This is a genomic window from Paenibacillus jamilae (assembly GCF_050482105.1).
Taxonomy (GTDB): Bacteria; Bacillota; Bacilli; order Paenibacillales; family Paenibacillaceae; genus Paenibacillus; species Paenibacillus jamilae_B.
Genome location: NZ_JBCNHI010000020.1, coordinates 536,456 through 555,336, shown reverse-complemented (window position 1 = coordinate 555,336; position 18,881 = coordinate 536,456). Strand labels below are relative to the sequence as shown.

Here is an 18,881-nt window from a genome sequence, read left to right as displayed (position 1 = left end):
TCTAATTTTATTGTCTTCTACATTTCAGGAAAATTGGCATTTGCTCTATCCATATGACGGTATTGAATAGCTTCAGCCACATGTGAAGTCATAATTTTCGCTGACTCGTGTAAGTCTGCAATGGTGCGGGATAGCTTGAGAATTCGATCATACGCACGCATGCTTAAACCGAGTGCTTCCATCGTTTGATCAAGCAGCTCTGCTGCATTTTGTTCTAATACCGCATATTTACGCAGCATCTGACCGGACAACTCACTATTCCATGAAAAAGGAAGCTTGCTGTATCTGTGAATTTGTATCGCTCGAGCAGCCAACACCTGTCTTCTCATGTCAGCAGACGACAGTGATTCTTTTTCCTCCCGCCAATCCTTGGGTTGTGATACTTCAAGCTGAAGATCAATTCGATCCAGCAATGGACCGGAAATACGTGAACGGTATCGAGAAACGGCTGTAGGTGAACAGGTACAGCGCTGATGTTCCGTGTCATTCCCGAAAAAGCCACAGTGACACGGATTCAAAGATGCTGCAAGTAAAAAATGCGCTGGATACTTAAACACTGCGCGTGAACGACTGATTGTCACATGATGGTCTTCCAAAGGCTGCCGCAGCACCTCTAGCACATGTCGGCTAAACTCAGGCAACTCATCCAGAAATAAAATCCCTCGGTGTGCAAGACTGATTTCCCCTGGCTTAGGTATACCACCTCCGCCCACCAAACCAGCAGCAGAAATCGTATGATGAGGCGAACGGAAGGGACGAACATGCATGAGATGGGGCGAGGACTCCTTCCACTTTCCTGCTGCACTATATACCTTGGTCACTTCTAGCGACTCCTTTTCACTTAAAGGAGGCAGGATGGACGGCAACCTGCGAATAAGCATCGTTTTTCCAGCCCCCGGTGGCCCCATAAGAAGAATATTGTGCATTCCTGCTGCAGCGATAACCAACGCACGTTTGGCGTGTAGCTGACCCAGCACATCGCTGTAATCCTCCGTATTACTGGCTAGTTCTTCTTGCTCGCACAACGGTATATGCTCTGCTTGAGGTAAATGGTCATAGGAATGGATTATAACTTGTTTACTGGCAGTACAATTTTGATCGGTCACTTGGCCGTCTGGGATGCTTTGTGCTTGATCATTAACCGGGATAAGATCCTTCAGATGGCGTATAGCGTAAATACGTATATCCGTTATTAGACGAGCCTCGCTTGCGTTTTCCTGGGGGAGCAGCACAGCATCAAATCCCTCTCGCTTGGCCAAATCAACCATGGATAACACCCCATTTACAGGACGAATGCTGCCATCCAGCGCCAGCTCGCCAATAAACAGCGTCCGTATTCCCACTGGTAAAACAATCTGTTCACTGGTTGTCAGCAAGCCTAAAGCGATGGCAAGATCAAAAGATGAGCCTTCCTTACGCAAATCAGCAGGAGCTAGGTTGATCGTGACACGCTGAGACGGATATTTGAATCCGCAGTTTTTGATTGCTGCTCTCACACGCTCTACTGCCTCTCGAATCGCTGAATCCGGCAATCCAATTATCGCAGTTTGAGGCAAACCATTGGATAAATCAGTCTCAACTTCGATCAGAACACCATCTATTCCATATAGACACGCTCCATGCAATTTTCCATACATACCAAAAAGCACCTCTCCTCATATTGAAATGTCCCTCTCGGGAATCATTGCCTATATGAAAAAAGGTGCTTCCAAATTTTCATTTATTGCATATATATGATCTTTATTTAAGCTCTCAGCCCTAATTTAAAACCCTAAATTAAGCTTATCTGACGACAGATCATTTGTCAATCAAGGTCAACTTATCGGCTACTGGAGTACGTGGTCTAGATTCCGGGACAACGTCAGGATAGCCTGCATATATCATTCCAATTACCTTCTCACCTGGTTTAATTCCCAAGCAATCACGGAACTTAGGCGAATACAGAAATGGTTTTGTCACCCAAAACGTTCCGATTCCTTTGCTCCAAGCAGCAAGCATAAAGTTTTGCACAAGCGCGCTGACTGCTGCAAAATCCTCATCCCAAACCGCTTGACGCGGATCTTCTTCCATCACTACTAAAAGCTGAATCGGGTTATGCAAAATCCCACTCTCAAACTTATTATCCTTACCGATATCGGCTGCAATGGCTTCTGCAAGCTTCTTCCGTCCATCCCCGGCAAACAACAGAAAGCGCCATGGCTCACGCATTTTATGATTAGGAGCCCATACAGCGATGTCCAGCAGTTCTTTTATCGTATCTACCGGGATAGAGTCGGGTTTGAAGCGTTTAATCGTCCGGCGTTCCTGAATTACATCTATGACATGTTCACTAAAGGTATGCTTTGTCACGTAAATCCTCCTTCACAGGTACAACGACTAGATATTCATTGTAGAATGAAAATGATAACTATTCTCACTAAAATATACCTGTAGCATTCCTTTCTGTCAACCTGTACATATGAATTCAGCCCTGCGCGCCAACCTTCGAAAAAGCTCTTACTCTTTTAAAATGCATCTTTAAAGTGGTCCGTAACAACAGCCGTTTCAGCAGATAATCGTACAGAAATCATATCAAAACGGACTGGAGCATCTCCAATTCCGTTCATATGCAAGTATACTGCGGCTGTTTGGCGAACCTGGGTTATTTTACGTGCGGTAACTGATTCGGCTGGTGTTCCATATTTAGAGCTACTTCGGCTACGTACTTCAATAAACACAAGTATGTGCTCCTGCTTGGCAATCAGATCTATTTCCCCACTACGGCATCGCCAATTGCGCTCCAAGATACGATAACCCAGGTGTTCTAAAAATGAAGCCGCAGCTTCTTCGCCCATCGTTCCTTTGGCTTTCCGCTGATCCTTGTCTTTGGTCTTCATTTCATTCCCCATCACCAATCATCCTTTGGAGCGAGTCGATCCATTTGATATATATAGGTTAGCACCTCTGCTACCAACTGATAGAGCTCAGCAGGGATTTGTTCGTCCAAATCAAGCTTGGACAGTACTTCAACCAGCGCGGCATCCTCCTGAACAGGAACACCATGCTCTTTGGCTTTTTCTAAAATACTGTCCGCAATGCGGCCACTTCCCTTGGCAACGACAATCGGTGCTTCGCTCTCACCGGGCGTATATTTAAGGGCGACCGCCTTCTTCATGGAAGGAGAAGGAGGTTCCAAGGGCTCTTTCATATTTTAAGATCGACTCCTTTATACGGCTGAGGCACATAGCTTTGTACCTCGGAAGAGGCGGAGCTGCTCTGTTCAGTCCTTATGGGCATGGGCTCGGTTCGCAGTGTTAAAAGTTGGTAGCCCAGCGACTCCAGCGCGGTGCGAATGGACTCACGTCCACTGTTTAGCAGCGAAGCCGCCCATTCCTGATCGTTATGGAGCTTGAGACTTACAATCCGATCAACAACCTGCACATCCACCAATGTCGGACCAAGTCCCTTCATGTCCAAATCAAACCAAAGACGACAGTTGGAGGCATCCAGTTCTCCGCGTTTGCCGCGACGGGACTGAATCTGGATTGTAGCTGTTTCACGGCCATCCGGTCCAATGAACGGTATAAACATGTGCACTTGTGCAAAAGGCGCCGTTCGGTCTGTATTAAGCAGCAACTGCTGGCCTGTCAGGTGCTGTACAACCTGCTGAGCCGCCTCTTTCAAAGCGGGCGGCAGGTCGTCGCTGCTCATTAGCTGGAGCAGCGCTCCTTTTATGGTGTCTGCAGCCGCTGACACAGAGTCATCTGCCGTTGCCGCTAATCCTGGCAGCGTCTGCGGTACGCCCTCGGACGGCTCCGTACGTGCCGCCGCCCCTTGCGCGAGCTGCGCAGTCGAGCGGTGTACCTGCTGCTCGTGCTCTGCACCGAGCAGCTTCAGCACACGCCCTACCCACGGGTCCTCCGTGGGGCTGAGCTGCGTGTTCGGCGCCGCAGACTGTGAAGCTACGGCGTCTGTCGTTCGCGAAGCACCAGCCGCTGGAGGCGCTACCTCTGCTGCGGACTGCTCTGGCGCAGCTGTGCTCAGCTCTGGCGGCACTGCTGCACGCAGTTCTTGCAAGAGGAGACGTAGCCGCTGGAGCGGTGCCTCTGGTGCAGCCGTGTTGCCCGCCGCAGATGTGGGCGCAGAACCGGCCGCTGGCTGTGCGGAGGAACGGTCCGCCGTGACTGCGTTTAAGGCAGACTTCGTCCCCGTTGGCTCTGCCGTGGTCGATGCTGGAGATGCTGGAGCACCATTGGCATCCTTAAGCTGCGTACCTGCGGCAGTAGCTTGCTGAGGTTGCTCCGCTTTGACGCGTGAGCCGTTTATTGCATCGGCTGCACCTGCTTCAGGCGTATTTGCACCCGCATCCAATCCCACTGTCGCTCCACGCCCAACAACTGCCTCCGGTTCTCTTGAAGTAGTCCCGTTGGCTGCAGATGTAGCCGTTCCTGCCGGAGTATCAGAATCTGTAACCAAAACATTTGCTTCGCTTACTGCAGTAGCAAGCTTGGCTGCTTGAGTTCCTTTTAACAAATCCTTGCCGCCTGTGGCTTGTTGTCCGGTTTCTGCCTGCTTTGCAGCGGCAGTACCAGAGGGCTCCTTGGACAATGTAAGAGTTTGGCCTTCCTGTCCATCTGCAATCATCACAGAAGGAGTGCCTGTTGAACTCACTGGTGTTCGGTCAGCAACTTTTATTGTTGCTTCCCCTACCGAACGATCAGCAAGCGTTCCCTGTCCTTGGTGCTTTAGTACCGCTTCAAGTTCTTGCTCCAGCGATGACAACAGGTCATTTAAAGGAGGCCCAAACATCGTTTGGCGCAATCCATTTATGCTTTCAGCCGTTAATGGAAGTCCACGCTGAAAGGCAACTGCCGCTGCCTGCACAAACGTTCCTAATTGTACATTGCCGCCTTGCTTCGACAAGGCCTCTCGCAAAGAAGCTGCGTTTTCCGATGTCAACGGCACACCATTTTTCTGCATTGCCTGTATAAGCTCCCTGTTCTGAGCTGTATCCGACAGTCCTACCGATTCCAATACGTCTGCCAGGGCTACGGTTTGCTGTGGCGTATTGGCAGCATCGTTCAAAGGCTTAAGTACAGTCATTCCGCTGGAAGAAGCCGGTTGTACCTGAAACGTTGCAGTCTGTCCAGGTTGAAGAGGGGTCTCCAGCTTTGCCCTGACTTGAGAACCCTGTATTTGCAACACAGCCTCATCGCCGTCCTCAGACACCTTTAACACAACTCCTCTTACGACCTGGCCTGGCTGCATGTCAAGTTTTTTAGCCTCTCCCGCCTTCACATCACCAAGTAATCCACGGAATACAGATCCGATGTTCATTTCGCCCCTCCTCTCACTCTCCCCTATTCCAAGGGGCCTGTAATATTAGATATACTATATATCGGTATTGTGCTGATTCATAATAAGTATCTACAGATCAAACAATGTCGGTTGTTCTGTCAACAAATTGCCTAAAAAGCTGCGTCTATGCATTTCTGTAGGCCCTAGCGCCAAAATTTGTTCTCTATGCAGCTTCGTAGCGTAACCTTTATGTATACCGATGCCATATTCCGGATATTTTGCATCCCATTCGCCCTTGCATAGCCGATCACGGGTCACCTTGGCGATGATAGAAGCCGCTGCAATAGACTGACTGTTCGCATCTCCCTTAATGATAGATAGCTGAGGAATAGGCACATCTACCTTTTCTGCATCCACAAGTAAATAATCGGGAGACACATGCAAAGCCTCAACAGCCTTTTTCATAGCTAAACGAGCTGCTTGTTTAATATTAATATCATCAATTATCCGCGCGTCTACATGACCAATTCCTACAGCAATTGCCTTCTCCATAATCAGCTCGTAATAGGCTTCTCTTTTCTTGTCTGTCAATTTTTTGGAATCGTCCACACCTTCCAATAACTCACCTACTGGTAAAATGACTGCTGCCGCCACAACATCTCCAAACAGACATCCACGACCTACCTCATCAATACCTGCAATCCGCTCACAAGATTGCTCCCAGCATTTTTTTTCATAGTGTAACATGTCCTTTACTGCGTTCTCTTTAGCTTCCATATTTAAAACCTGCCCATCTTTACGTAGTTTAAGCTTTACTCATGCCGTAGCTCTAGCGATTGAATTCAGCTTACCACAGACCTTTAACGTTCAAAACCCTTTTCTATCTTCCTTTACATACCAAAAAACCTTCCTCCTCTCCGGAGAGATGAGGAAGGTTCTTCCTTGCCACAAAATGCAATGTTTTATATCAGTTACCAATACGATCAGTATGGAGCTTCTAGACTGAAACGCCCCAGTTTTCCTGCACGTAGCTCACGCAAAATAATTTTTGACGCTTTTTCGAGATCTACACGCCCGCCACTAACAATACAGCCACGTTTACGTCCGATAGCCTCCATAACGCTCACAACATCATCTGGATTTTCTGTATCCTCAGGACGTTCGGTAAGCTCAAAACGCTCTGCCATGGCATCCCAATAATATTGGACAAAATATTTTGTTGCGAAAAAGGCAATGTCCTCTACATTTAGAATTTCTTCCTTGATCGCTCCTGTCACTGCCAGACGATAGCCGACGTTCTGATCTTCAAATTTAGGCCACAAAATACCTGGTGTATCCAGCAACTCAATTTCACCAGTCTTGATCCACTGTTGTGCCTTCGTTACTCCAGGGCGATCGCCCGTAGCTGCAATATTACGTCCTGCCATTCGGTTGATCAATGTCGATTTTCCGACATTTGGAATTCCAACAATCAAAGCACGTATAGGTCGCGGATTCATTCCCTTCGAAATCTGCCGGTCTATTTTTTCCTTAAGCAACAGCTTGGCCTGAACCGGAATTTCTTTAAGCCCGGTCCCTGTCGTGGCATCCACCGGAAAGGCTACATGCCCCTGTTCCTTAAAGTAGGCAATCCATTGCTGTGATACTACAGGGTCCGCCAAATCTGCCTTGTTCAAAATAATCATTCGCGGCTTGCCTTGCAAAATATCATCAATCATTGGATTTCGGCTGGAAAGCGGCAATCGAGCATCAATCAGCTCAATAACCAAATCAATCAGCTTTAATTTTGCTTCAATTTGGCGGCGCGCTCTGGTCATATGACCAGGAAACCATTGAATCGTCACCGTCATCACCCCATTGAGCGTAACTCCTATTTTCACCCTCAGGCTTATCGTTAGAATTACGGCAGCTATGCTGCTTATTAGTTATTTCTAGTGGTTAATCCACTGCATATCCTTCACTGGCCAGAAAATGACATCAGCCCGGCCCACGACTTCCTTCAAATCAACATATCCAATCATCCGGCTATCTGTACTATTGGAACGGTTATCGCCCATAACAAAAATATGCCCTTCTGGAACTTTTCCATCCTTAAATTTCTCATTTGGAAAATTGGTAAACTTATTGTAAAGCTCGCCATTTTGATGTGCTTCTTCCAAAGGAGCCTTCAGATAAGGTTCTTGAATCGGCTTACCATTTACTGTAATCGTGTCACCTTCTACCTTGACCGTATCACCCGCAACGGCAATGACGCGCTTGATGAAGTCTCTCTTTTCTTCCGGGACATGGAACACAATCACTTCACCCGGTTTAGGAGCACGAAAATCATACAAAATCTCATTTACAATGACGCGTTCTCCGGTATGAAAGTTAGGCTGCATCGACGGGCCATCCACAATAAAAGGCTTAAAGAGAAGCCAGCGGATTAAAAAGACAAGCACTAACGCAATAATGATGGCCTTGAGCCACTCAAAAATCTCATTTTTTGGTTTACGCTTGGGCGTACCATCCTGATCAGTTGGCTGCTGTACAGCTCCTTGTCCTACTTCTTGCTCCATAGCTCACTGTCCTCTCTTTACGGTCAATTATCCACAGTTCCCTATGTACGTAGAAAAAACGAAAGGAGCTTGTAACCAAGCCCCTTTCGTTATTCGTTGTATTAACGACGAATTTCTTTAATTCTCGCTGCTTTACCGCGCAGTTCACGAAGATAATAAAGCTTCGCACGACGCACTTTACCACGGCGAGCCACTTCGATTTTATCGATTTTTGGGGAATGAAGTGGGAAAGTTCTTTCCACACCTACACCGTAAGAAATTTTACGAACTGTAAAAGTCTCACTGATTCCACCACCACGGCGTTTAATTACTACACCTTCAAACAACTGGATACGCTCACGAGTTCCCTCGATAACTTTCACGTGCACTTTCAAAGTGTCACCAGGACGAAAGTTAGGCAGATCCTTACGCAGTTGTTCTTCAGTAATCGCTTGGACGATATTCATCTATGACTCCCTCCTTCCGTACAGGTGTTCATGTTTCTTCTGGAAACACATTTGCTTCCTTCATCATCCACAGAGGACCACCGTATTACACACAACAGATGTATTGTATCATGGAGGTTACCGCATTGCAACAACAAAAAGGGATTTGACCAAACATTATTTAATTGACTTTATTATAAAACAGGTTGCCGCCTGCTTTCAAATCCACTCATGTGTATTGCTCTTTATCGCTTGTCTCCCGAACAGCCCGATTGACGCTGCTCCTCAATCCATGCGCGCTCCTTGCCTGTCAGCTCAGCCTGCTCCAGCAGATCCGGCCGACGTTCCATTGTGCGACGTAACGCCTCTTGTCGTCTCCAAGAGTCTATATTGACATGATGCCCTGACAGAAGTACATCAGGCACTTTCCAGCCTCGAAACTCAGCAGGCCGGGTATAATGGGGGTATTCCAGCAGCCCTGTACTAAACGAATCTGTTACCGCACTCGTTTCATTCCCCAACACCCCTGGTAACAAGCGTGTCACACTATCGATGACGACCATAGCTGGCAGCTCGCCACCAGTTAAAACATAATCGCCGATTGAAAGCTCATCTGTCACCAGATGTTCCCGAATACGCTCATCATACCCCTCATAATGTCCACATATAAAAATAAGATGGTCCTCTTTGGCCAGCTCTTCCGCCTTCTTTTGCGTAAAAGTCTCGCCTTGTGGACACATCAAAATGATACGCGGTGTTTTTATGTCTGCGTTAGGTTTAACATCTGCATGTTGGATAGTTTCATCAGCAGTTTCAAATGTTGGTCGTTCTGATTTATTCAACAACGCTTCCACTGCAGCAAAAATAGGGTCAGGCTTCAACACCATGCCGCCCCCACCGCCATAGGGCGTATCATCCACTTGCCCATGCTTGTTGCCAGCATACTGGCGAAAATTAACCGCTTGCAGTGATACAATCCCCTTATCCCTTGCTTTTCCTAGAATGCTTGCATTAAAAACTCCATCAAACATCTCTGGAAACAAGGTTAGTACATCCACTCGCATTATAGCAAACCTTCCATTAGCCGCACTGTAACCCGTTTTTCGCGCACGTTTACATCCAAAATAACATCTTCAATATACGGCAATAGTAGTTCCTTGCCTTTAGGCATTTGGACGACCCATACATCATTGGCTCCTGGTGTCAAAATTTCTTTTACCGTGCCGAGCTCAGTTCCGTCTTCCGTTACTACTTCCATACCGATTACTTCATGAAAGTAGAATTCGTTTTCCTCCAATTCGCCTAGCCGTTCAGCAGAGACCTTCAACAAAGTACCTTTATATTTCTCAACATCATTGATATTGTTATATTCTTCAAATTTTACAACAACCATATTTTTTTGAAAACGCGCTGTTTCGACAGTTACAGGAACCGGTGCTTTACCATCAGCAGGAACAATCAATAGCTCGCTGCCCTTGGCAAAACGATCCTCAAGAAAATCACTTGTCGTTAGTATTTTTAGCTCGCCGCGAATTCCATGTGTATTCACAATTTTTCCGACATTAAACATTTGCTGCATCGTGTTCCTCCTGCACGTAATCGGTTCCGCTCCATATCATCTTCATCATGTACGAAAAAGGGTTAGGACATACATCCTAACCCACTTTCGTATATCTTTAAGATATGATGTCTACGGTAACCCGTTTATCCATCTTAACGGCTGCTGATGCAACCACAGTGCGAAGCGCCTTGGCGATACGACCCTGCTTGCCAATGATTTTGCCTACATCCTCAGGATGTACACTAAGCTCATATACTACAAGCCGATCCTTCTCCAAGGTCTTCACGGTCACATCTTCCGGATGATCGACTAAAGCCTTAGCAATGATTATTACTAATTCTTCCATGGTTGACCCTCCGTATCAGCACCTTATTTCTGTGTTTTAAGCTCATGAAACTTTTTCATCACGCCCGCTTTGCTAAGCAAGTTGCGAACAGTGTCGGATGCTTGTGCACCATCTTGCAACCATTTCAGCGCTTTATCTTCATCAATTTTTACAACCGCTGGTACTGTAATAGGGTTGTAGTAACCGATTTCTTCGATAAAACGACCGTCACGCGGGGAACGGGAATCAGATACCACGACGCGATAGAAAGGAGCTTTATGTGCACCCATACGTTTCAGACGAATACGAACTGCCACGAAAATTCACCTCCTTCAAAAAGTAGACTGTATATTGCTATCCCAACTCTAAAGGCCTACTGACCTTTTAACGGAAAGGAAACTTCATGCCTTTGCCCATGCTCTTCAGTTGCTTCAGAGCCTTGTTCTTGCCGCCCTTAGGTCCCATCATATCTGAGAACTGCTTCATCATACGGCGCATCTCGTCAAACTGCTTAATGAGACGATTTACTTCAGCCAGCGATGTTCCACTGCCTACAGCAATCCGTTTGCGGCGACTATGATTAATCATGTCCGGGTTTTGTTTTTCCTGTGTAGTCATCGAATGAACGATAGCCTCAATCCGGCCCATCTGCTTGTCATCCACTTTGATGTCTTTCATTTGCTTCATGTTGCCCATACCGGGAATCATGTCGAGAATCTGGTCAATTGGGCCAAGCTTCTTAACCTGATCCATTTGCTCCAGAAAATCTTCGAACGTAAACTCGGCATTGCGCATTTTCCGTTCCATTTCCTTCGCCTTATCGGCGTCGATATTGGATTGCGCTTTTTCAATCAGAGACAACATATCACCCATACCTAAGATCCGTGAAGCCATCCGTTCGGGGTGAAAAGGCTCCATTGCATCAAGCTTTTCACCTAATGTAGCAAACTTGATCGGGCATCCCGTCACAGCTTTAACCGACAAGGCCGCGCCCCCACGGGTGTCGCCGTCCAGCTTTGTCAATACAACCCCTGTTAACTCAAGGCTATTGTTAAAGTGCTCTGCAACGTTAACTGCATCCTGTCCAGTCATGCTGTCTACAACCAGCAGAACTTCATCAGGGTTGACGTTAGTATGAATCTGGCGCAACTCTTCCATGAGTTCTTCATCAACATGGAGACGACCGGCAGTATCTATAATAACGTAGTCATTACCGTTATCCTTAGCATGCTGCAAGCCCTGTTTTGCGATTTCCACCGGGCTTGTCTGATCTCCCATTGTAAATACAGGTGCATTAATCTGCTCGCCAAGAATCTGAAGCTGCTTGATCGCAGCAGGTCTGTAAATATCACCAGCTACAAGCAATGGACGATGGTTTTGCTTTTGCAGCAACTTCGCTAGTTTACCCGAAGTCGTCGTCTTACCTGCACCCTGGAGACCCACCATCATAATGACTGTAGGCGGTTTGTTTGCTTTTGCAAGCTTGGCCTGACTGCCACCCATCAACTCGGTTAATTCCTTATTCACGATGTCGATGATGACCATACCTGGCGTAAAGCTGTCCATTACTTCCTTACCAACGGATTTTTCCTTTACCTTGGCAATAAAGTCCTTTACAACCTTGAAGTTAACGTCCGCTTCAAGCAAAGCCAACCGCACTTCACGCATCGCCTGAGCCACATCATCCTCAGACACTTTTCCTTTGCCGCGCAGTTTACTGAATACATTTTGCAAGCGAGTCGATAATCCTTCAAATGCCATAATTTCGCACCTCCTTGTCAACCAGGGTTGTTAGTTCTTCATTTATATAACCTACAATTCCTGCAGGCGATTTACAATTTGTTGGACATGTTGCAGAGTGCCCTCATCGGGCTTGCCAACTTTACCGAATGCATCATATAATGTCGCATTTAGTTCGTCCAGATCTTGGATTCTACGTTCATGCTTACTTAACAATCCTAACTTTTCCTCATACATTTCCAAAACCTGTTCAGCACGTTTAATATGTTCGTAGACTGCCTGACGGCTGATTTGGAATTCCGATGCAATTTCCCCTAAAGAAAAATCATCATGGAAGTAATATTTTAGAAACATCTGTTGCTTCTCTGTAAGTAGAGGTTCATAGAAGTCAAACAGTCGGTTTATCCGGTTTGTCTTTTCCAGCCGATTCTCCTGACTCATCGTGTATACCTCCATCGTCAAGGAAAAACACTTTACAGTTCTTTTCAACGTTCCTTATCATACATAAAAGAAAAGAAGATGTCAAGCGTTATCCCTTGTCATACAAAAAAAAGCTGATCTACTACCCTTAAATGGGTGTATGGATCAGCTTTTTCCTCCTGTCACTTAAATCCTCACTGGAGTAAGATACAGCAGAATAGCCAGAAAATGAAGTATGCTGCCTGCTAAAACAAACAGATGCCAGATCGCATGGTGATATGGAAATGCTCGCCATACATAAAAAATCGTGCCCAATGTATACATAATCCCCCCTACGAACAATAGTGTCATTCCCCCAGCAGGAACAATGGTCGTCAAGGGATTCCAGGCAATGGTAATGAGCCAGCCCATTATAATGTAGAACACTGTAGACATAAACAGGAAGCGTTTGGTGAAGAACGCCTTGAACAATACACCAAACAAAGCGATCCCCCAAATCACTCCAAATAGCGTCCATCCCAGCGTACCTCGCAATGCAACGAGCATAAAAGGGGTATAGCTCCCCGCAATGAACAGGTAAATACAAGAATGATCGAATATTTCGAACAAATCCTTCAATTTCCCTTCACGCAGGCTATGAAGCAACGTGGAATTGGTATACAGCAGCAACATCGTAATCCCGTAAATTGTAAAGCTTACGACATGCCAAGCCGTTCCTTTCATGCTAGCAAAAACAATGAGTAGCACAAGCGCCGCCACACTTAAAACAGCCCCAATACCATGTGTAATCGCGTTAGCTACTTCTTCCCGTCGGGAATAAGTATAGGTGTTTGCCATCGTTTTTTCACCCGGCTTCCTGAGTAATATTTTTTATACAAGAAATTTATCCGGCATCGTCAAACCTTTTGCTTTTATTATACAGTTGGGCGGACTTAAACAGCAACAAGAACACTGCTTAGTCCCAGACTTATAAGCAAGCCTAATCAAGCCGGATTAGTTCTGCTCGTCCTCGTCAGCAGTAGTTGCTTCGACAACCTCTTCTTGGATCAAACCAGCGAACAATGCATGAACAAATTGCTCTGAATCAAACGGTTGAAGATCATCCACCTTTTCACCTAAGCCTACCAGCTTAACAGGCAAATTCAATTCCTGACGGATAGCAACAACAATCCCACCCTTTGCTGTACCATCCAATTTTGTCAATACCAGACCGGTTACGCCGCTCTTCTCCCCAAACAGCTTGGCTTGGTTAAGTGCATTTTGTCCAGTCGTTGCATCAAGTACCAACAACACTTCATGAGGAGCGTCTGGAATTTCACGTTGGATAACGCGGAATATTTTGTTCAATTCCTCCATCAGATTGCTTTTATTCTGAAGACGTCCTGCTGTATCACATAACAAAACATCTACTTGACGCTGCTTAGCAGCCTGTACGGCATCAAACATAACCGCAGCCGGATCAGAACCAGATTGTTGTTTGATAACCTCTACACCTGCCCGCTGGCCCCAAACCTCCAACTGTTCAATCGCGCCCGCCCGGAACGTATCTCCAGCAGCCAACAATACTTTTTTGCCCTCTTGTTTAAAACGGTGAGCCAACTTGCCAATGGTCGTTGTTTTGCCGACTCCATTGACGCCTACGAATAGAATAACCGTAATCCCGTCAGGGTTCATTTTGAGCTGACTATTGTCATTGCCTCGCAGCAGTTCGGATAGCTTTTCCGACAGTACAGGCTGTAGCTCGGCTGCATCCTCGATTTTGCGTTTTTTCACTTCTACCCGCAAGTCTTCAATAAGGTTCATAACCGTATTGACGCCTACGTCCGCTCCGATCAGAATTTCTTCCAGTTCCTCATAAAATTCCTCATCAATTTTTTTACGGCGAATCATCAGATCCGTTACTTTTTCCACAAAACCTTTACGTGTTTTTTCCAATCCGTCTTTGAACTGCTTTGTGACCGATTCCGTTTTGCTTGCGATGCTTTCCTTCAATTTTCTAAAGAAACTCATGGATTCCCTCCGTTGATCTGAAAGTATGTTATTTGATGTCAGGCAATCTCAGCTTCATCGTTGTCCAGCTTGACAGATACGAGTTTAGAAACCCCGCCCTCTTCCATCGTAACCCCGTACAGCACATCGGATTCTTCCATGGTGCCTTTACGGTGTGTAACTACGATAAACTGTGTCTGCTCTGAGAATTCCCGTAAATACTGAGCAAAACGCACCACATTTGCTTCGTCTAGTGCTGCTTCTACTTCATCGAGCACACAGAATGGAACAGGTTTAACATGTAAAATGGCAAACAATAAAGCCATTGCTGTTAAAGCCCGTTCACCACCAGACAACAACTGCAAGTTTTGAAGTTTTTTACCTGGAGGCTGAGCTACAATGTCAATTCCAGTCTCCAGCAAGCGTTCCGGGTCAAGCAATACAAGGTCCGCACGTCCACCTCCAAACAGTTTAGAGAAAACCGTCCCAAATTCGCGACGAATCGCATCGAACGTGGTCTTGAAGCGCTTGGACATTTCATCATCCATCTCACGAATAACCTGATAGAGCGTAGTCTTGGCCTCTATCAAATCAGACTTTTGCTCATCAAGAAACGTATAACGCTCATGTACACGCTGGTACTCCTCAATGGCACCCAGATTCACTTCACCGAGCGCAGAGATCCCACGTTTGAGCCTTTCCACCTCACTCTGTGTACCTTCAATATCTTCCGGTATAGGGTAGCGCTGTTTGGCCAGCTCATAACTAAGTTCATAATCATCACTTAACTTTTTCAAAACATTTTCCAGTTCTACATCAAGTCGATTTACTCCAATTTCTGTTTGACGAAGTAATTCCTCCACCGACTTAAGCTGAATTCGCTGTTCTTTCGTATCATTCTCAGCCATTTCCAGCTTTTTGGACAAGCTGCTGCGTGCAGCCCGTTTGAATTCCAATTGCTGTGCAGCTTCTTCCTTTTTCAAACGGTATTGATTGAGATTCTCAATCTGCTTCACAGTCTCCTGCTCATTGGTGAGTAAATCCGCTTCGATGGAAGCCAGTAAGGTCTTGTTTTGTCTTGAATCCTTCCCAAGCGTATCATAATCCCCACGCAATCTGCGAAGCTGCTCTTCCAGTGAAAAGCGCTCTTGGTCCAGCTTGCCTTCTCTGACCTTGAGATTCGTGAGTTCTCCCTGCAGCTGCTCCTTGGCTGATTCATTTGCTTTACGTGCAAATTCGGCAGCGTGAATGGCCTGATGCGTTTTCTTCTCTTCTTCCTCCAGCGCAGCCAACTTTACCAGCGCTTCTGCACGGGAAGCCTCCAGCTCCTTGATTTCCTGATCAAAGCCCTTTTTCTCCTGACCAGACGTAGCTACCTGCTCTAGCACATGACGAAGTTCATGCTCAAGTTGTTTGAGTTCCATTGCCATCTGCTGCTCTTCGGTTCGCTTCACATCGCCGCCCTGGCGCAGTTCGTCCAGACGGGTCTGTGTCTCCTCCAGCTGTCGTTTGGTATCTATTGCACTCTGACGCAGTCTTGCAATTTGCTGTTCCGTATCCAGAATGTCTTGATCCAACTGATCCAGCTGACGTTTGCGACCTAGCAGATTTGCATTTTTCTTAAACTGGCTCCCCCCAGTCATAGAACCGCCTGCATTGACAACATCGCCTTCCAGCGTGACAACACGATATCTGTATTGGCAACGGGCCGCAATACGATTGGCATCCTCCAACGTACGAGCAATGACCACATTTCCCAAGAGACTGCCTACAATTCCGGCATACCGATCATCATACTGAATAAGATCTGCACCGATCCCGACAAAGCCATCAGCGCTCTCCACAATTTGGCGTTCCCCGGCACCGATCTGACGCGGACGGATAACGTCCATAGGCAAAAATGTCGCTCTGCCCAGTTGACGTTGCTTTAGAAAACTGATCGCTTGTCTGGATACTGATTCATTTTCCATCACAATATGCTGAACTGAAGCACCCAAAGCGGTTTCCATCGCCTGCTCTAAATGTTCAGGTACCCGAATCAGCTCTGCTACTGCCCCATGCACCCCCTGCAAGGTTCCTTTGCGTGCAGCCTTTAGCACCTCTTTAACTCCAAGCATAAAGCCATCAAAGTCATCCTGCATTTCTTTCATCGTATCTCGCCGTGAAATTTGAGCCTCACGTTTTTGTTCCCATTTACGAACCGTGCCTTGATTTTCCTCCAGTAGTTTTTGCAGAGCCTGGTACTGTTCACTTCCCTGAATATAGCCGCTACGCAAACTGCTAATTTCCTGTCCCAGCTTTTGAATCGTTGCTTCCAATCCTTTTTTGCGCTGTTCAAGTTCTGCTTTCTGTGCTTCCCATTTGCCAGATTCATCACTCACACGAGTTACTCGCCGTTCTAGCGCTTCCTTCTGTTGGTCGGTATAACGAATTTCGTTACGCGCTTGCGCCATCTGATTCATCAGCTCCAGCAGGCCGCCCTTCAGGCTTTCTTCCTGCTCCTGGCTGATTCCACCTGTGACGCCAATCAGTTTGGCCTCTTCGTCAGACAATCGTGCACGCAGCTCGTCCAGCTCTACATTCAACGCTGACAGCTTTTCATTCAACTGATCCAGTTCATTTTTGCGCTCGGAATGCCGTGATTCGCTTGTGCTGAGGGATAAGATCAATTGTTCCCGATTAGCCTCCAAATTGCGTGTGCGCTCCTTGAGCAATTCACCGTAGCCTTCACTTTTTTCCGTAGCTTCACTGTATTGCAGCAGATCTCTTTGCAGACGCTCTACTTGCTCTTCCAGCTGCCGTAATTCATTGCGGTCGTTTTCCAGCATTGCATCATGGCGTGATACCACTGTAGACAATTGAAGCTGCTCCTGCTGCAACAAAGCTAGTTTGGAAGTCGCGTCGCTCCACGAAGTATGAATTTGTTCTATTTGGTGGACGTACATGGAAATTTCTTTAGATTTTAATTCGCTGCGCAGCTCTTTAAAATGAATCGCCTTTTCAGACTGCTCCTTAAGAGGTCCAATCTGATCCTCCAGTTCACTAACCAAATCGTGAATACGCAGTAAATTCTGCTCTGTTTCATCCAGCTTGCGAACCGCGTCTTTTTTACGTGATTTATATTTTACGATACCCGAGGCTTCCTCAAAAATACCCCGTCGATCCTCAGATCGGGTACTCAGAATTTCTTCAATACGTCCTTGCCCAATTATCGAATAAGCTTCTTTACCAATCCCTGTATCCATAAACAGCTCTGTAATATCTCGAAGTCTGCATGATTGACGATTAATGAAATATTCACTATCCCCACTCCGATGCACACGTCGCGTTACCGTCACTTCACCAAAATCTAGAGGCAACGCCTGATCTTCATTATCCAGCGTAAGCGATACTTCACCGTAATTAACAGCCTTACGAGCATCACTACCTGCAAAAATAATGTCCTCCATTTTGCCGCCACGCAGTGATTTGGCACTCTGTTCGCCCAGCACCCAACGAATTCCGTCGGAAATATTACTTTTCCCACTTCCATTGGGTCCGACGACTGCTGTAATGCCACGGACAAATTCCATTTCCGTTTTATCTGCAAACGATTTGAAGCCCGCCAGCTCAATGCGCTTTAAAAACATGCTCAATCTCACCTCTAACATTCAAATATGCTTGTACAACTCCATTGACCTGATTGATTGAATTATCCCTATTGTAGCATAAGACTAATTTGAAAAAAGCTCAGTATCGATGCTCACGTTATAGCAGTAAAGCCACGAAAAAAGAGCAAAACGCAGTCCATTCGCCATTATGGGCCGGGACTCCCCGCGGACTGCCCTTTGCTCTTACTTTGTGTCCTCTGCTTGCGTCCCCCGTTCGGGCCGCTCAGGTACCGATTACGATTCCGCCAGCTTCAAACGGTTTAAAGCAACTGCCGCCGCTTGCTGCTCAGCTTCTTTTTTAGAGCGTCCTGTACCTGCTCCCAACCGTTCACTGTCCATATATACCTCGGCTACAAACTCGCGCTCATGGGCAGGTCCGCGTTCCTCGACAATTTTGTATTCAAGCATCCCCATGTTATGATGCTGCGTCAGTTCCTGAAGCTCTGTTTTGAAATCACTCATCTGAAGCTTACCGTTTAATACAATCTGAGGAAAAATATAACGTTCTAGAAACGACCGGACGGCTTCCAGACCCTGATCCAAATAAAGCGCGCCTACGAACGCCTCGAACACATCAGCCAACAGAGCTGGACGAGTACGTCCACCTGTCAGCTCTTCACCTTTTCCAAGCAGTACATACTGCCCGAACTCAAGCCCGACAGCAAACTTCACCAGAGAAGGCTCACAGACAATAGCTGCACGCAACTTAGTTAGTTCGCCTTCGGGCCGGTTAGGGTATTGATTGTACAATTGCTCGGACACTGTCAGTTCCAGAACAGCGTCACCCAGAAATTCCAGACGCTCATTATCTGCATGCTGACTGAACCGATGTTCGTTTACGTAGGAAGCGTGCGTAAAGGCCTGCTTCAGAAGCTGCCGATTGTTGAATTGAATATGAAGTTTCTGCTGTAATTGCTTCAAGTCTCCACTCAACGA

19 protein-coding genes are annotated in these 18,881 nt (G+C 46.5%); all 19 read right to left on the bottom strand.

The window, feature by feature from the left end:
• Positions 1 to 17: 17 nt before the first annotated feature.
• Positions 18 to 1,637 carry a YifB family Mg chelatase-like AAA ATPase gene (locus ABEW32_RS21490; protein WP_430191597.1) on the bottom strand — a complete coding sequence of 540 codons (1,620 nt, stop codon included), beginning with the start codon at positions 1,635 to 1,637 and terminating at the stop codon, positions 18 to 20.
• 160 nt (positions 1,638 to 1,797) lie between these two features.
• Positions 1,798 to 2,349, bottom strand: coding sequence for a nitroreductase family protein (locus ABEW32_RS21485; protein WP_430191595.1), 552 nt, complete (start codon positions 2,347 to 2,349; stop codon positions 1,798 to 1,800).
• A gap of 155 nt (positions 2,350 to 2,504) precedes the next feature.
• Positions 2,505 to 2,888 carry a YraN family protein gene (locus tag ABEW32_RS21480; RefSeq protein ID WP_430191593.1) on the bottom strand — a complete coding sequence of 128 codons (384 nt, stop codon included), beginning with the start codon at positions 2,886 to 2,888 and terminating at the stop codon, positions 2,505 to 2,507.
• Positions 2,888 to 3,187 carry an EscU/YscU/HrcU family type III secretion system export apparatus switch protein gene (locus ABEW32_RS21475; protein ID WP_430191591.1) on the bottom strand — a complete coding sequence of 100 codons (300 nt, stop codon included), beginning with the start codon at positions 3,185 to 3,187 and terminating at the stop codon, positions 2,888 to 2,890. The genes ABEW32_RS21480 and ABEW32_RS21475 overlap by 1 nt, the downstream gene beginning before the upstream one ends.
• Positions 3,184 to 5,316, bottom strand: coding sequence for a DNA ligase (locus ABEW32_RS21470; protein WP_430191589.1), 2,133 nt, complete (start codon positions 5,314 to 5,316; stop codon positions 3,184 to 3,186). Before ABEW32_RS21470 ends, ABEW32_RS21475 begins: the two co-directional genes overlap by 4 nt.
• A 90-nt stretch (positions 5,317 to 5,406) precedes the next feature.
• The gene (gene rnhB / locus ABEW32_RS21465) at positions 5,407 to 6,054 is read right to left on the bottom strand and encodes a ribonuclease HII (RefSeq protein WP_430191587.1); all 648 of its coding nucleotides are present in this window, start codon (positions 6,052 to 6,054) and stop codon (positions 5,407 to 5,409) included.
• Positions 6,055 to 6,260: 206 nt separating this feature from the next.
• Positions 6,261 to 7,121: a ribosome biogenesis GTPase YlqF gene (gene ylqF, locus ABEW32_RS21460; protein ID WP_430192020.1), complete on the bottom strand. Its 861-nt coding sequence runs from the start codon at positions 7,119 to 7,121 to the stop codon at positions 6,261 to 6,263.
• A gap of 87 nt (positions 7,122 to 7,208) precedes the next feature.
• Positions 7,209 to 7,835, bottom strand: coding sequence for a signal peptidase I (gene lepB, locus ABEW32_RS21455; protein WP_430191585.1), 627 nt, complete (start codon positions 7,833 to 7,835; stop codon positions 7,209 to 7,211).
• A gap of 101 nt (positions 7,836 to 7,936) precedes the next feature.
• Positions 7,937 to 8,281: a 50S ribosomal protein L19 gene (rplS, locus tag ABEW32_RS21450; RefSeq protein ID WP_007429998.1), complete on the bottom strand. Its 345-nt coding sequence runs from the start codon at positions 8,279 to 8,281 to the stop codon at positions 7,937 to 7,939.
• 224 nt (positions 8,282 to 8,505) lie between these two features.
• Entirely contained in the window at positions 8,506 to 9,324 is an 819-nt protein-coding gene (trmD, locus tag ABEW32_RS21445) for a tRNA (guanosine(37)-N1)-methyltransferase TrmD (protein ID WP_430191583.1), read from the bottom strand.
• Entirely contained in the window at positions 9,324 to 9,839 is a 516-nt protein-coding gene (gene rimM / locus ABEW32_RS21440; RefSeq protein ID WP_430191581.1) for a ribosome maturation factor RimM, read from the bottom strand. The genes trmD and rimM overlap by 1 nt, the downstream gene beginning before the upstream one ends.
• A gap of 97 nt (positions 9,840 to 9,936) precedes the next feature.
• Entirely contained in the window at positions 9,937 to 10,167 is a 231-nt protein-coding gene (locus ABEW32_RS21435) for a KH domain-containing protein (protein WP_013309863.1), read from the bottom strand.
• A 23-nt stretch (positions 10,168 to 10,190) separates the two neighbouring features.
• The gene (rpsP, locus tag ABEW32_RS21430; protein ID WP_007429994.1) at positions 10,191 to 10,463 is read right to left on the bottom strand and encodes a 30S ribosomal protein S16; all 273 of its coding nucleotides are present in this window, start codon (positions 10,461 to 10,463) and stop codon (positions 10,191 to 10,193) included.
• 67 nt (positions 10,464 to 10,530) lie between these two features.
• Positions 10,531 to 11,907, bottom strand: coding sequence for a signal recognition particle protein (gene ffh, locus ABEW32_RS21425; protein ID WP_430191579.1), 1,377 nt, complete (start codon positions 11,905 to 11,907; stop codon positions 10,531 to 10,533).
• Positions 11,908 to 11,958: 51 nt separating this feature from the next.
• Positions 11,959 to 12,327, bottom strand: a complete 369-nt coding sequence (ylxM, locus tag ABEW32_RS21420; RefSeq protein ID WP_430191577.1) for a YlxM family DNA-binding protein — start codon at positions 12,325 to 12,327, stop codon at positions 11,959 to 11,961.
• Positions 12,328 to 12,492: 165 nt separating this feature from the next.
• Entirely contained in the window at positions 12,493 to 13,143 is a 651-nt protein-coding gene (gene trhA, locus ABEW32_RS21415; RefSeq protein WP_430191575.1) for a PAQR family membrane homeostasis protein TrhA, read from the bottom strand.
• A gap of 156 nt (positions 13,144 to 13,299) precedes the next feature.
• Positions 13,300 to 14,316 carry a signal recognition particle-docking protein FtsY gene (ftsY, locus tag ABEW32_RS21410; protein WP_430191573.1) on the bottom strand — a complete coding sequence of 339 codons (1,017 nt, stop codon included), beginning with the start codon at positions 14,314 to 14,316 and terminating at the stop codon, positions 13,300 to 13,302.
• Between the two features lie 38 nt (positions 14,317 to 14,354).
• Entirely contained in the window at positions 14,355 to 17,924 is a 3,570-nt protein-coding gene (gene smc, locus ABEW32_RS21405; protein ID WP_430191571.1) for a chromosome segregation protein SMC, read from the bottom strand.
• A gap of 255 nt (positions 17,925 to 18,179) precedes the next feature.
• The gene (gene rnc, locus ABEW32_RS21400) at positions 18,180 to 18,878 is read right to left on the bottom strand and encodes a ribonuclease III (protein ID WP_013309856.1); all 699 of its coding nucleotides are present in this window, start codon (positions 18,876 to 18,878) and stop codon (positions 18,180 to 18,182) included.
• Positions 18,879 to 18,881 lie beyond the last annotated feature (3 nt).